This window comes from Microtetraspora sp. NBRC 13810, assembly GCF_030268685.1.
Classification (GTDB): Bacteria; Actinomycetota; Actinomycetes; order Streptosporangiales; family Streptosporangiaceae; genus BSRQ01.
In genome coordinates this window covers 138,615-151,996 of sequence record NZ_BSRQ01000020.1, presented here as the reverse complement: position 1 = coordinate 151,996, position 13,382 = coordinate 138,615, and the positions used below count along the sequence as shown (strand labels likewise).

14 protein-coding genes and 1 pseudogene are annotated in these 13,382 nt (G+C 70.5%); 6 read left to right on the top strand and 9 right to left on the bottom strand.

Annotated features, from left to right (window positions below; translation table 11 throughout):
- Positions 1-255 precede the first annotated feature (255 nt).
- On the bottom strand, positions 256-1,413 hold the full coding sequence (locus QSK26_RS32110) for an erythromycin esterase family protein (RefSeq protein ID WP_285779053.1): 1,158 nt from the start codon (positions 1,411-1,413) through the stop codon (positions 256-258).
- A gap of 155 nt (positions 1,414-1,568) precedes the next feature.
- Here QSK26_RS32110 and QSK26_RS32105 point away from each other — a divergent pair, with 155 nt between their 5' ends.
- Positions 1,569-2,375, top strand: a complete 807-nt coding sequence (locus QSK26_RS32105) for a MerR family transcriptional regulator (protein ID WP_285779052.1) — start codon at positions 1,569-1,571, stop codon at positions 2,373-2,375.
- The gene (locus QSK26_RS32100; RefSeq protein WP_285779051.1) at positions 2,372-3,385 is read left to right on the top strand and encodes a BtrH N-terminal domain-containing protein; all 1,014 of its coding nucleotides are present in this window, start codon (positions 2,372-2,374) and stop codon (positions 3,383-3,385) included. The genes QSK26_RS32105 and QSK26_RS32100 overlap by 4 nt, the downstream gene beginning before the upstream one ends.
- Before the next feature lie 74 nt (positions 3,386-3,459).
- On the opposite strand, the pseudogene QSK26_RS32095 reads toward QSK26_RS32100, so the two are convergent.
- A pseudogene (locus QSK26_RS32095) lies at positions 3,460-3,663 on the bottom strand (MmyB family transcriptional regulator); the annotation flags it as partial.
- Positions 3,664-3,889: 226 nt separating this feature from the next.
- Between QSK26_RS32095 and QSK26_RS32090 the strand changes: the two are divergent.
- Positions 3,890-4,666, top strand: a complete 777-nt coding sequence (locus QSK26_RS32090; protein WP_285779050.1) for an SDR family oxidoreductase — start codon at positions 3,890-3,892, stop codon at positions 4,664-4,666.
- Between the two features lie 101 nt (positions 4,667-4,767).
- On the opposite strand, the gene QSK26_RS32085 is transcribed toward QSK26_RS32090, so the two are convergent.
- The 4 genes from QSK26_RS32085 to QSK26_RS32070 form a co-directional block, all read right to left on the bottom strand.
- Positions 4,768-4,905, bottom strand: coding sequence for a hypothetical protein (locus QSK26_RS32085; RefSeq protein ID WP_285779049.1), 138 nt, complete (start codon positions 4,903-4,905; stop codon positions 4,768-4,770).
- Positions 4,902-5,906, bottom strand: coding sequence for a HEAT repeat domain-containing protein (locus QSK26_RS32080; protein WP_285779048.1), 1,005 nt, complete (start codon positions 5,904-5,906; stop codon positions 4,902-4,904). The genes QSK26_RS32085 and QSK26_RS32080 overlap by 4 nt, the downstream gene beginning before the upstream one ends.
- A 6-nt stretch (positions 5,907-5,912) precedes the next feature.
- Complete coding sequence (locus QSK26_RS32075; protein WP_285779047.1) at positions 5,913-6,587, bottom strand: HEAT repeat domain-containing protein; 675 nt, start codon at positions 6,585-6,587, stop codon at positions 5,913-5,915.
- 66 nt (positions 6,588-6,653) lie between these two features.
- Positions 6,654-6,815 carry a hypothetical protein gene (locus QSK26_RS32070; RefSeq protein ID WP_285779046.1) on the bottom strand — a complete coding sequence of 54 codons (162 nt, stop codon included), beginning with the start codon at positions 6,813-6,815 and terminating at the stop codon, positions 6,654-6,656.
- Between the two features lie 83 nt (positions 6,816-6,898).
- On the opposite strand from QSK26_RS32070, the gene QSK26_RS32065 reads away from it, so the two are divergent.
- Positions 6,899-7,057 carry a hypothetical protein gene (locus QSK26_RS32065; RefSeq protein ID WP_285779045.1) on the top strand — a complete coding sequence of 53 codons (159 nt, stop codon included), beginning with the start codon at positions 6,899-6,901 and terminating at the stop codon, positions 7,055-7,057.
- Positions 7,058-7,144: 87 nt separating this feature from the next.
- Here QSK26_RS32065 and rox read toward each other — a convergent pair whose 3' ends face one another.
- Positions 7,145-8,572: a rifampin monooxygenase gene (gene rox / locus QSK26_RS32060; RefSeq protein ID WP_285779044.1), complete on the bottom strand. Its 1,428-nt coding sequence runs from the start codon at positions 8,570-8,572 to the stop codon at positions 7,145-7,147.
- Between the two features lie 378 nt (positions 8,573-8,950).
- Between rox and QSK26_RS32055 the strand changes: the two genes are divergently transcribed.
- Positions 8,951-9,901, top strand: a complete 951-nt coding sequence (locus QSK26_RS32055) for a ketopantoate reductase family protein (protein WP_285779043.1) — start codon at positions 8,951-8,953, stop codon at positions 9,899-9,901.
- Between the two features lie 34 nt (positions 9,902-9,935).
- Here the strand turns inward: QSK26_RS32055 and QSK26_RS32050 are convergent, their stop codons facing one another.
- Both QSK26_RS32050 and QSK26_RS32045 read right to left on the bottom strand, forming a co-directional pair.
- Entirely contained in the window at positions 9,936-11,012 is a 1,077-nt protein-coding gene (locus QSK26_RS32050; protein ID WP_285779042.1) for an enolase C-terminal domain-like protein, read from the bottom strand.
- A 217-nt stretch (positions 11,013-11,229) separates the two neighbouring features.
- Positions 11,230-11,802, bottom strand: coding sequence for a TetR/AcrR family transcriptional regulator (locus QSK26_RS32045; RefSeq protein ID WP_285779041.1), 573 nt, complete (start codon positions 11,800-11,802; stop codon positions 11,230-11,232).
- 70 nt (positions 11,803-11,872) lie between these two features.
- Here QSK26_RS32045 and QSK26_RS32040 point away from each other — a divergent pair, with 70 nt between their 5' ends.
- Positions 11,873-13,327, top strand: a complete 1,455-nt coding sequence (locus QSK26_RS32040; protein WP_285779040.1) for a glycoside hydrolase family 1 protein — start codon at positions 11,873-11,875, stop codon at positions 13,325-13,327.
- Positions 13,328-13,382: the final 55 nt, after the last annotated feature.

Sequence of the window (13,382 nt, the reverse complement as noted above, 5' to 3'; positions counted from 1 at the left end):
CGTGGAGCAGATGACCTGTGGTGGGTGCGCCCGAGAACCAGAGTTGCCAGGCGTCGAAGTAGCCGAGATCTGCCACGAGCACCAAGTGTAAAGAGCTGACTACGGAAGCGGCCGAAACTCGGGCTTACTCCCCTTGCCTGTCCGGATGCTCCCGGTAGTCCCGCACGGGGACGGGCGCCTTCCTTTCCCGGCAGCCGACCTTGGCGGCCGGCGAGGTGAGGCGAGGCGACCGTCCACCTTTGATGCGGGTGCGTGTCAGCCCAGCCTGACAGGCTGCTTGAGGAAGACGATGCCGTCGATCGTGTCGAGCTGGGCCGGGTCCAGCGGGAAATAGCGGAAATCGTGGGAGATGCGCGGGGTGGGCTTCGTGACGACCTCGGCCAGGCGGCGGGCGTCGATGAGAGAGTGGTCCCACGGGAGCGTGGAGAGGATGCCCTCGACGGTGTCCGGGGGCGGGGTGTTGTCGCCGGCCGTGCCGAGGGCCGAGGCCAGGAAGGCGTACCGGTCGCCCAGGTACGTCCCGATGATCGCCCCCGCGCTCCACCACCCCAGCATCTGGTCGCCGAACGACATGGAGCTCTCGTTGCGCTGCAGGTGGAGGTTGTGCGCGAAGACCAGGGCCGGGCCGCGCTCGGCGACGGCACGCAGGTTGGCGGCCATCATCGCGTCCCGCAGGGCCGACAGCCGGGCCCACCGTGCCGGGGACGCGTCGGCCATCCAGTAGTGGTAGCGAAGCAGGCCGACGGCGGTGCGCCCGTACAGTCCCGCCCGCTCCCTGTCCTCCGCGCTCAGCCGCGGCGCCTGCGTGTCGAGCAGCGCCACCAGGTCGTCGGCGATCAGCCGAAGCCGCTGGGCGTCGGCGGACCGGCCGATCGACTGGGACGGATCCATGGCCGTGGCCTCGTTGGACCACCGGTCGTCCGGGCCGAGCAGCGCGTCGAGGGTTTCCGCGGTACAGGGCAGCGGGCCGTCGAGCAGGGCGTAGAGGGCGGTGAGCGGCTGGCGCGGGCTCGCCGCCCAATACTCCAGCGGGCCGTCGAACCCGAAGAACCGGACCTTTTCGTCATGCTCCTCGTTGTACGCCCGCATCCAGCGCACGAGCTCGCGGTTGGCCGGTGACGCGCCGAAGCCGTGGCTGAAGCCGCGCTCCATGACGTCATCGAGTGTGCCCGCGCCCGTCGTGATGTGGTCGTCCACCACGAGGCCCATGAGACAGTCGCTCTCGACGGCGAACGACCGGTAGCCCTCGTGCTCGACCAGGTGCCGGAAGATCTCGTTGCGCAACTCGCCGAGCTCCCCCACGAAGTGCCTGGCCTCCCCCAGGCCGAGCAGCAGAGGCTTGGCGGGAAGCGACCGGAGGAAGGCCGAGACACCCGCGCCGTCGGCCGGCCGGGCCGTGTCCTTGATATCCATACCTTCAACGGTATCGTTGAACACTCGATGTAAACTTTTCCGCGAAAACCCTGCTCCCGTCGCGGTGAACCTTCAATCGGCGATGCATCCACGAGACGTTCCTGCGCCGATCCGGCGGTGGACTCTCCCCCCATGGGAGAGTCCACCATGAAGGGGTGCAAGACGAACTTCTCACCATCGGGCGCTTCGCCCGTCTGTGCCGGCTCAGCGTCAAGCAGCTACGGCACTACGACGAGATGGGGCTGTTGGCTCCGGTCCGCGTGGACGCCGACTCCGGCTACCGCTATTACGCACCTGAACAGGCACGTGACGCCCTGACCATCGCCCTGCTCCGCGAGATGGATCTCCCGCTGGCTGTGATCGCCCAGGCGCTGGCGGCCGAACCTGGGGCGAGGGCGCAGATTCTGCGCGCCGAGCGGGACCGGCTGGCCGAGCGGATCAGCAGGGACCGGGCACGACTGGAGATGCTGGGACGGCTGGCGGAGGGCGGCCTGCCCGGCTATGACGTGACGATGAGCAGAGAGCCGGAGCGACGGCTGGCAGTGGTGCGGGCGCTGTGCACCCCTGCGGAGATCGGGGGGAAGGTCGAGGAGTGCGCAGGCCGGCTGCTGCCCGTGCTCGGCAAGGCGGGAATCGCATGGGAGCCGCCGCTGTGGGCGCTGTATCCGCTGGATCTGGAAGAACGGATGGAGATCACCGTCGGCGTGCATACGCCGCGGGGGGACGAAACGCCCGGCCTGGAGTTCGAGGCGCTGCCCGGCGGGCCCGTCGCCGAGACCGTGCACGTCGGGCCCTACACCCAGCTGCCCTTGGCCTACAACGCTCTCTTCTCCGCCATCCACGAGCGCGGGCTGCGGCCCCGAGCCCCCGTACGTGAGGTCTACCTCGCCGGACCGGCAGAGGCACCGCAAGAAGAACTGACGACCCGGCTGATCATCCCCGTCCAGGAAAGCATGGCATGACCACGGTGACAGGCATCGACGCCCGCGGTACGCAGCACTGCGAGACGACAGCTCTGGGGGTGCTGCTGCGGCACCAGGGGCTCGATCTGTCCGAGCCCATGCTCTTCGGCCTCGGCTCCGGCCTGTCCTTCGTCTACTGGGACGGCAGGAACATGGACTTCCCCTTCCTCGGCGGACGGGTCAAGCCTTTCGACCTCACCAGAAACCTGGCCACCGGACTCGGGCTGGAACTCCTGGTCCAGGAGACGACCTCGCCCCGCAGGGCCTGGGAGAACGTGGTGGCCGCGATCGACGCCGGTGACCCCGTCGGACTGCAGCTCGACAGCTACCACCTGGAGTACTTCGGGTCGAAGGTGCACTTCGGCGGTCACATCGTCGCCATGTACGGCTACGACGACCGCGACGCCTACCTGGTGGACACCGACCGGCAGGGCGGAGCCGTGTCCACCAGCCTGACCAGTCTCGCCCAGGCCAGGGCCGCGCGCGGCCCGATGACCGCCAGGCACCGGTCCTTCACCCTGAACGCTCCGAGGAACCCGCCCTCCCCACGGGACCAGATCATTCCCGCCATCACCGCCTGCGCGGACGCCTTCCTCAACCCGCCCATCGCCAACCTCGGCCACCGAGGCATCGAGAAGGCCGGCAAGCTGGTGCGCGCATGGCTTCAGCGCACCGGCGACCCGCAGCGGGACCTGCCGCAGGCTGCCCTCCTGATGGAGCAGGCCGGCACCGGCGGCGCCCTGTTCCGCAACCTCTACCGCGACTTCCTCGGCGAATGCGCCCACCTGCTCGACAGCGGCCACCTGCGCACCGGCCACGGCCTGTACACCGAGGCGGCCACCCTCTGGACGGAAACCGCAGCACTGATCACCGAAGCCGGTGAATCAGGCGATGCGCAGTGCCTCGAACAGGCGGGCGCCATCCTCTGCGATCTTTCACGCATAGAGCGCGAGGCCATGCGGGCGCTGAGCCGCCTGGGGAGTGAGCCCCCAGGCGCGATCCAGCCCTGAGGGTCTTCAGCGGATCGACGCGCTCACCGGAGCGGCGATTCTCTCCTGGCGCCTGGAGCCGGTAGCGGCGGCGCTCACGTGCCGGCCGCGGACGTGTCGGCGGCGGTCCAGCTGCTCAGCAGCCGCAGGGCCTGGGCGGTGGCGGAGCCGGGTTCGACGTTGTAGACGCACAGGGTCTGGTCGGGGTCGCCGGGAGGCTGGAAGGACTCATAGGCGAAGTGGAGATCGCCGGCCACGGGGTGGCGGTAGTGCTTGGTGCCGTGGGTGCGGCGCAGGACGGGCGTGACGGGAGCGCAGAAAGTCGGCGATCTCGCTCCTACGGTTCATGTTTCCAGTGTGGGCCTGACGCGTCCGGCGTACTCCCCGCCGGGTGGCCCTGCTGGTACCTGCCCGCTCAGGGCCCGCCCAAGCACCGTCGGCGGACCTCACAGGTGATGTGCTGGAGGTGCGGGCGGCGGCTGCCGGCCGGACCGCCTCTTGATCTCCATTCGATAGGAGTGCTCCATGTCCACGGAAATCCTTGCCAAGCCCCTGACCGGCCGCGTTGCGGTCGTCACCGGCGCCTCCAGCGGCATCGGCGAGGCCGCGGCCGAACACCTGGCGGGGCTCGGCGCGCGCGTCGCCGTCCTGGCCCGGCGCGCGGACCGGCTGGGCGAACTGGTCTCCCGGATCGAGCGGAACGGCGGCACCGCCCTGGCGGTCGCCGTCGACGTCACCGACGCCGCGGCGGTGCGCTCGGCCGCCGGCCGGGTGGCGGCCGAGCTGGGCGACGCCGACCTGCTGTTCAACAACGCGGGTGTCATGCTGCCCGCACCGATCGAGGAGTTGGCCACCGACCAGTGGCAGCGCCAGATCGATCTGAACATCACCGGGCTGATGAACGTCATCGGCGCGTTCACCCCGCAGTTGGTCAGGGCCGCCGGCGAGCGTGGCGTGGCCGACATGATCAACACTTCGTCGATCGCGGCGCAGAACATCTTCCCCAACTTCGCCGTCTACTCGGGCACCAAGGCGTACGTCACCCATCTGTCCCGTCATCTGCGTGCCGAGTTGGGTGCCAGGAACGTGCGGGTGTCGGCGCTGGAACCGGGCATCGTCGGTACCGAGCTGCAGAGCCATGTCACCGACGAGGGCGCCCTCGCGTGGCTGGCGGGCTCCAAGGAGACGATGGAGTGGCTCACCCCGCGGGACATCGCCGAGACCGTCGGCTTCATCGCCACACTGCCGCCGCGCGTGAACCTCCAGCAGGTCACGATCATGCCCACCGGTCAGCCCAGCTGACGCCCGGGGCCGCCACGCCGACCCGTACCGCCTGCTGAGCCGGACGGTCCGGCCGGGCACGGCGGTGAAGCGGTCGGCGGGCCGGGACGTGCCCGGCCGCCTCACAGGTCGGCCGCCGCGCGGCTCAGGAAGGACTCGTAGGCGTCGACCGCCGCTCCGGTCAGCGGCGCCCCGTGGCTGAAACCGACCGCGGAAACGCCGCGGGCAAGCGCGTGACAGCCCCAGGGAGGATCCGTCACAGAGCGTCGCGTATCCCGAGAATGTATGTCGCGGTGAGTGCGACGGCACGATCTTCGTCGTGTGACAGATCCGCGAGGGCTCGGGACGCGATGGTTCCCGGGATGTCCGCGAGCGCCTGCGTCAGCCGCCGGCGGGCGGGCGATCCGACGCCGCCGCGGGCGAGGCGATCAACGAGCCCGGTGGCGATCTGATCCGCCGACGCGGGACGGCTCGCCAGCGCGCTCAGGGCGTCGGCGGCATCGACGTCATTCGTTCCCTCGACGACGACATCGATGAGCGCCGGGATCGCGTCGGCCACTCCCCGTGCCCCGAGTGCCAGCGCCGCGTACCTGCGGACCACGGTGTCGGGGTTCGCGAGGGCGTCCCGCAGCAGTGCGGTCGCCTCATCGTCCGGGATCTCGGCGATGGACTGGACGGCGCGTTCGCGCACCTCGGCCACCGGTGAGCCGAGACCTTCCGCCAGCAGCGCCAGTCCGTCATCGCCCGACTGCGCCAAAGCCCATCGGAGGGCTCCGGCGACGTACGGGTCCGTCTCGCTCAGCGCCGCCTCGACCAGTGCTTCCACTGGCACCGGAACCTCTTCGACGGAGGACAGGGCCGCGCGCTGGCGCTTACCGGCGCTTTTCGCCCCCAACGCCTGCAGGAGGGCGACAAGCTGGAGCACGTCCTCCCAGTCTGCGGGTTCCACGGCGTCGATCCGACGCAGTCGCGTGAGCAATTCCGTCTCAGCCGCGATGCGCTCTCGCGTCTGGCGGATGAGGTCGTCGACGAGCTCCGAGGGCGTGAAGCCGGGATCATCGAGCGCGCGCCCGACGTCACGCAGCGACAGCCCCAAGGACCGCAGGCTCTCGATATGGAAGATCCGCCGAATGTCCTCGCTGGAGTACTCCCGATAGCCTGCGCCGCTACGACCCGTGGGCCGCACCAGGCCGAGCGAGTCGTAATGCCGGAGCATACGGGCGCTGACCCCGGACCGACGTGCCACATCACCGATCAACACGGCCTGTCACTCCCCCTTGCCGGTGCCGCCGAGGGCAACGACTCGCTTGGCCTCCTCGATCGCGAACTCGAAGCCGGCATCCGGGTCGCGCAACAGCCGTTCCGTGGCGATCGCGTGCGCGCGCACCCGCGGGTCGGGATCCGTCATCGCGGCGCGCAGCGTGGGCACCATCGTCTCACCGAGCGCCACCAGCGCCCGGCTGAGGCTCAGCTGCGTCTCACGTTCGCCGCGCCCGAGCTGTGTCGCCAACACCGCGGCCAACTCGGGCTCTTCACCCTCGGGCACGAGCACGACCGCCGCCCGCCAAGCGCTCCGCGCCACCTCATCGTCGGCGTCGGACAGCAGCGCCCGGGTGATCGCCGGCCACGCCTGCCGATCCCCGATCTTGGACAGCGTGTGCAGCGCCTGGCTTCGCGCCTGCGCACGCTCCGAGCGGAGCTCGCCGAGAAGCTGGGGAATCGTCGTGGACGCCGAGTGGCGGGTGAGTGCCCACGTCAGCATGTCCCGCACGTAGAATTCGGGCTCGATCGCGCATCGTTCGATGAGCTTGCCGACGAACCGCGGGTCAGGGGTCGTACCGACCGCCATCGCCGCCCGCAGCCGCACCGACGAGCGGCTGTCCTCCAGCCCCTGCAAAACTCGCATCGCGTCCGTATCCGTGTCCTGTTGCCGCATGGTCATCGGCACCTCCTCGGCAACAGTGAAGACCTTGTCACCGTGTCAAGGTCAAGCGGGGACGAACCGCTCTCAGAGCCGGTCCCCGGTCAGGGTGTCGACGGTCTCCGCCAGACGCCGCGCCTCGTCCCGATCCACGGTGAGGCCGATGGGCCTGCCCTTCCGCCAGGCCGTGAGCGGCTCGGCCGGCGGCCGGTCGACGAGCGCGGCGATCGGCGGCACGGCCTTGGCCACCGGTTGGGCGAACAGCGAGCTGTTCGCGGACCGGGGGCTCGACGTGCCGCTCGAAGAGATCGCGCGCTCCGCCGGAGTGAGCAGTGGCGGCGACGGTCAGGGCGACCCGCGAGGTGGCGCCGGGCGCCTGGCGGCGCCACCTCGCCCTCACCCTGGACGGCCTGCGCGCCGTCGCCGCCCGGCCCCTCCCCGCCCCGCCGATGTCCACCGCGCAGACCCGCGCCGCGCTGCGGGAATGCTGAGGGAGCTTCGAACCGGCGAGGTACGGCACCCGCCTCGCCGCACTCGGCCGGAGGTGGACCCCGCCCCTTCGAGCCACAACCGCGCGCTCAACCGACGGCGGCGCCGAACCACTTGGGCAGCCGGGCGAGCAGATCTTGCTGATCTTCACCGACCCACGCCACGTGGCCGTCCGGCCGCAGCAGCACCGCGGGCACGTCGAGCTCGTCGCTGCCGTCGACGACGTGGTCGATCCGATCCGCCCAGCCCGCCACCGAGAGCCGGCCGGTCCGGTCGAGCAGCAGTCCGCGACCGCCGTGCGTCAGCTCGTACAGGCGCCCCCGCTTCAGCTTCACGTCCCGCATCCGCCGGCCGAGCAGTTCGTGCCCCTCGCCGAAGTCGTAGCGGATCCCGATCGCAATGATCTTCTCGATCAGGTACCGGTTCACGTCCTCGAAGTCCATCAGTTCGGCCACCAGCCGGCGTACCGCCCGGGGCCCCGGCTCGGTGGACAGCAGTTCCATCTGCGCGCGGGTGTTGGCCAGCACGTCGGCGGCCACCGGGTGCCGTTCGCTCTGATAGCTGTCCAGCAGCCCTTCCGGCGCCCAGCCGCCGACCTCGGCCGCCAGTTTCCAGCCGAGGTTGAACGCGTCCTGGATGCCGAGGCCGAGCCCCTGCCCGCCCACCGGCGGGTGGATGTGCGCCGCGTCGCCGGCCAGCAGCACCCTGCCGACCCGGTAGCGCTCGGCCTGCCGGGTGCTGTCGCCGAAGCGGGAGAGCCAGCGTGGTGAGTGCACGCCCAGGTCGGTGCCGGCGACCACCTGGAGCTGCCGCCTGACCTCCTCAAGGGTCGGCGGGACCGAGCGGTCCTCGGCCACTCCCTCGGCGGGCACGCCAACGCGGTACACCCCGTCCCCGAGGGGTATGGCGCCGAACCGCAACTGGGTCTTGCGGACTTCGGCCACCACGGCGGCCAGCGTCTCCGGCGGCGCGGTCAGCTCCATCTCGCCCAGCAGCGTGTCGACCCTGCTGGGCTCGCCGGGGAAGCCGACGCCGAGCAGCTTGCGCACCGTACTGCGGCCGCCGTCGCAGCCGACGAGGTAGCGCGAGCGCAACCGCGTACCGTCGGCGAGCTCGGCGGTCACCCCGTCCGCGTCCTGGCTCAGCCCGACCAGTTCGCAGCCGCGGCGGATCTCGGCGCCGACCTCGGTGGCGTGCTCGGCCAGCAGGCGATCGGTGGTGGTCTGCGGGATGCCGAGGACGTACGCATGCGCGGTGTCCAGCCGCTCCGGGGACGGCTTGCTGATGCCGGCGAAGAAGCCGCCGAGCGGGTACTGCCGGCCGAGCGCGAGGAACCGATCCAGCAGACCGCGCTGGTCCATCACCTCGATGCTGCGCGCGTGCAGGCCGAGCGCGCGGACAATCCCGGTCGGCTCCGCGTCCCTCTCCAGCACGACCACCCGCACGCCGTGCAGCCGCAGCTCGGCCGCCAGCATCAAGCCGGTCGGTCCGCCACCGGCAATGATCACGTCCATCATGATCCCCCCATTCGACGAGGTTGCGTTTCGGCCGGCCGCCCCGCGCAGTCCGGGGCGCGCGCACGCAGCCGCACCGCGAGTCCCTGAACTGCGCAGGTGCCGGCTTCGGCTGGAGATTCTGCAGCACGCCCCGGGTCTTGCCGCAAGCCCCCCGGTTCGCTATACCTTGAAAGTGGCAGGGAGTGGATGACCTCCTTGCCTTTGCCTTTTGGCGTCCGGTGTGGCCGGACAAGCTCCTCCCGACGCGGTGACGCGCCGCGTACGGCGATGCCACCGCCTGCCGAACACCCCTGAGGCCCTCCCCCCTCGTCGCGAGCGCTCTTGCGGTTCACCCAGCTAGACTTGCCATATGCAAGCCAGGATGGGAAAGGGGCGGTGATGGAATCCGAGCAGGGCAAGGCGGAGAGAATCCTGGTGGTGGGTGCCGGCGCGACCGGGGGATTCTTCGGAGGGCGGCTCGCCGAGGCCGGCCGGGACGTCACCTTCCTGGTGCGCCCCCGCCGAGCCGCCACACTGCGTGAACGAGGGCTGCGCATCATCGGTCTCGGTGAGCGGACGCTGATCGAACCCCGGCTGATCACTGCGGGAGAGATCAGCCATGCCTATGACGTCGTCCTGTTGTCGGTGAAGGGCACCGGGCTGGCGCAGGCGATCGAAGACCTGGCGCCTGCCGTCGGCCGGGGAACCTCGATCGTGCCCTTCCTCAACGGCATGGCGCACCTCGACGCGCTCAACGCGCGGTTCGGCGCGGACGCGGTGCTGGGCGGGGTCGTCAAGGTCGCCACGATCGTCGACGCGGCCGGGGACATCGTCCGGCTCGCTCCGATGGCGGACCTCGTCATCGGGGAGCAGTACGGCCGGCCGACCCCGCGAGTACAGGAGGTCTGCGGGCTGCTGTCCGCCGAGGGCATCGACACCGCCGTCACGGCGGACATCGTCACGGCCATGTGGCACAAGTGGGTCTTCATCGTCACCGTCGGCGCGTTGACCTGCTTGGCCCGCGGCTCGGTCGGGGAGATCGCCGACGTCCCCGGCGGCACGGATCTGGGCCCCGCCATCCTCGCCGAGGCGGCGGCGGTGTCGGCCGCGGCCGGTCACCCCCTCCCTGCCGACCAGCTCGCCTGGATCACCGAGACGGTCACGCAGCGGGGTTCCGGTTTCACGTCGTCGATGTACCGCGACGTCGTCGCCGGGCTGCCCACGGAGGTCGAGCACGTGTTCGGCGACCTCGTGGGACGCGCCCGGACTCTGTCGGTGGACACTCCGCTGCTCGACCTGGCCACCGTCCAACTGCGTGTGCACCAGCACCGGACCGCGACGGCTCCGTGACGGCTCCGTGACGACGCCCGGGCCGGTCGCCCCGTCACACCGCGTATCGCTCGATCGCCGCCTCGTTCCAGGTGATCCCGAGCCCGGGTCCGGCCGCCGTGACGTGCCCGTCGACCGGCCGGCACGGGTCCTGGAGGATCGCGCCCGCGAGGTCGAGGTACTCCATCCAGCCGCCGGTGGGCGTCACGGCCATGGCGTGCGCGCTCGCTTCGACGAAAAGATGGCTGGACACGGGCAGTGAGGCCGCGTGCGCCTGACCCGCCGCGAGCATCCAGCCGGTGAAACCGCCGATCTTCATGAGGTCGAACATGGCGAAGTCGCTCGCCGACGCCGCGATCGCCGCCCGGCAGCCCTCGGGGAACCACCAGTTCTCACCGGTCTGGATCCTCGCCCGGGTCGCCCGCCGTACGAAGGAATGGCCGGCCAGGTCCTCGGCGGCGACGGGTTCCTCCACCCAGTAGAGATCGAAGTCGCGTAGGCGCCGGATGCGCCGGCACGCCTCCGGCGGGTCGAGCGCCTGGGTGTAGTCGACCATCAGCTCGACGTCGTCGCCCACGATCTCCCGCACCCGCCGGACGACCGCCACGTCATGGTCCGCGTCCGGGTAACCGATCTTGATCTTGACGGCCTGGAACCCGGATTCCACGGATTCCCGGAGGGCCGCCTCGTCGCGCGGCAGGTCGACCATGCCGTAGCTGTCGTAGGCCCGCAACGCGACCGGGGCACCTCCCAGAAGGGTGGCGACGGGCTGGTCGACTGTCTTGCCGAAAGCATCCCAGAGTGCCATCTCGATCCCGGACAGGACCATGCCGAGCAAGCCCTGGGTGCCGAGTAGCCGGAATTCCCGCCGCATGTCGTGCATGTAGCGCGTGGGCGCGATGGACCTTCCGGCCAGCCCCGAGGCCACTTCACCGACGATCGCGGTCATGGCCGGCAGCATCAGCCTGCTGTACGCGAAAAGGTACGCGTGTCCGACGACGCCGCTCTCGGTGACCACGTCGAGCAGCAGGAGCGGAGCCGTGGGAATCGATCCGGACGCGGTACGCAGGGGGCGGGCCATCGGAACGTCCACCGACCGCGCCCGGACCGTCGAGACCAACGGAAGCGTCATCATGCGACGTTCACCCCCCAGGCCGGAACGCGGCCCTCCTCGTCGGCCCGGAACCTGAGCGACGACCGCGCTCATCCGGGCGAGCCGGAAGCGGCCCCCGCCACCTCCTGGCTTGCATCTGAAAAGTATAAGGCGCGGCGTCCCAGGTGGCGATTAGCAAGCCAGGCGAGTTCGATCGACGTGTCATGGCGTGAGCCACGGCGCGGAGACCGGCGGGTCAGTGCCCGTGGACCGACCGCAGGACGGCTTTGACCGCCCGGTCGATCCGGAGCGCGGCCTCGGAAGGGTCGGGCCGGCCGATGTCCAGCCAGGTCATGACGCCTTCGATGGCGACGGTCAGGGAGAGTTGCGCGGCCCACGTCGCCCATGCCGGGTCGGTGATCACCTCGGCCACGCTCCGGTGGACCGCCTCCGCCATCTCCGCGCGCAGCTCGGCGATCTCCTGCCGGAACTCCGGCTCCCTGGCGGCCTGGTGGAAGAGCAGCCGGAACGCGGCGGGCTCGGTGGACGCCCAGTTCACCAGGGCATGGACGGCGGTATCCGTGAGCTCGTCACCGACGGCCCCGGCCAGGTGGTCGGCGGCCCGTCTCATCGCCGCGCGGTACAGATCGGCCTTGGAGTCGAAGTGGCGATAGATGATCATGCGGCTGATCCCGGCCGCGTCGGCGATGTCGTCCAGGCTCGTCCCGGCATGGCCGGCACGGGCGAAGATCGGGGTGGCCGCGGCGAGTATCTGCTCGCGGCGCTGCGCCCGGGGCAGTTTCGGCGCCGAAGCCTCGCGGCCGCCCATCGACCGCCTCCATCCTGTTACATCGTCGTATACATTCCTAGTATATATGCCAATGTAACAAGGAGGCGAGATGTCGAACTCCGCGCGCTTTCGGGAGGAAGACAGCCTGCGGTTCCCCGCCGGGTTTCTCTGGGGTGCGTCCACCGCGGGCTTCCTCATGGACGGCGCTCCGCTCGCGGACGGGGCCGGGCCGTCCATCCAGCACACCTTCGCCAGGACCCCCGGCAACAGACCCTCGGGCGGGTCCCTGGACCACGGAGTCGATCACTATCGGCGCTTCCGCGAGGACATCGCCCTGGCCAGGGAGATCGGCCTGCAGGCGTTCCGGTTCTCGATCTCCTGGCCGCGCGTCCTGCCCGAGGGGACCGGGACGGCGAACCCGCGAGGTCTCGACCACTACGACGCGCTCGTCGACGCGCTCCTGCACGCCGGGATCACGCCCTTCCCCTACCTCTACTACTGGGACCTGCCGGCGGCATTACAAGATCGCGGAGGGTGGGCGAACCGCGACTGCGCCGACTGGTTCGCCGACTACGCCGCCTGCGTGTACGACCGGCTGGGCGACCGCGTCCCCCGCTGGCTCACTGTCTGCGAGCCGTGGTCGATCGTGCACCTGGGCCACCTCGTCGGCGAGGACGGCCCCGGCGTCCGAGACCTTCGTACCGCGTTGCGTGTCGGCCACCACCTCCTGCTCGGGCACGGCCGCGCCGTCCAGGCGTTCCGGGCGACCGAGGCCAGCGGCGAGATCGGCGTCAGCACCGTGATGACCGACATCCGCCCGGCGTCGGCCCGCCGGCCCGATCGCGACGCGGCCCGGCGAGCCGACGTCTACTTCAACCGGCTCTACCTCGACCCCATCCTGCTCGGCGCCTACCCCGAAGACCTCCCCGAGCGCCTGCGGCGGGACTGGCCGCCGGTGGCCGAGGGCGATCTGGCCACCATCTCCACCCCGATCGACTTCCTCGGCGTCGTCTACTACCTGCGCCTGACCGTCGCCGACCCGGAACCCGGCGGCCGGGCCGCCGCCGGCGAACTCCCCGAAGGTCTCGGGATCGCCGAGCTGGCGGCGATCGACCGCCAGGAGACCGTTCTGGCCGACATGCTGAACGTGCGTGTGGCCGACCCCGCCGGGGCGGTCACCGACACGGGATGGGAAATTGCCCCCGACGGCCTGACCGGCGTCCTGTGCGCCATCCGCGACCGCTACGGCGATCTGCCCCTCTACGTGGCCGAGAACGGCGCCGCCTTCCCCGACACCGTCGAGGCCGACGGCACCATCGACGACACCGCCCGCCGTTCGTACATCCATGACCATCTGCAGGCCGCGCACCAGGCCATCCGCGCCGGCGTCGATCTTCGCGGCTGGAGCGTGTGGGCGCTGCTGGACGACCCCGACAACCGCTTCGGACTGATCCACGTCGACCACGAAACCCAGCACAGGACCATCAAATCCTCCGGGTACTGGTACCGCGACGTGATCGCGGTCAACGGCCTCACCCCGGCCACCGGCCGGGAGACGACATGAGACCTGGGAAGACGAACTCTCTACCGCCGATCAGGCACGTCCCGTACGTCCTTCA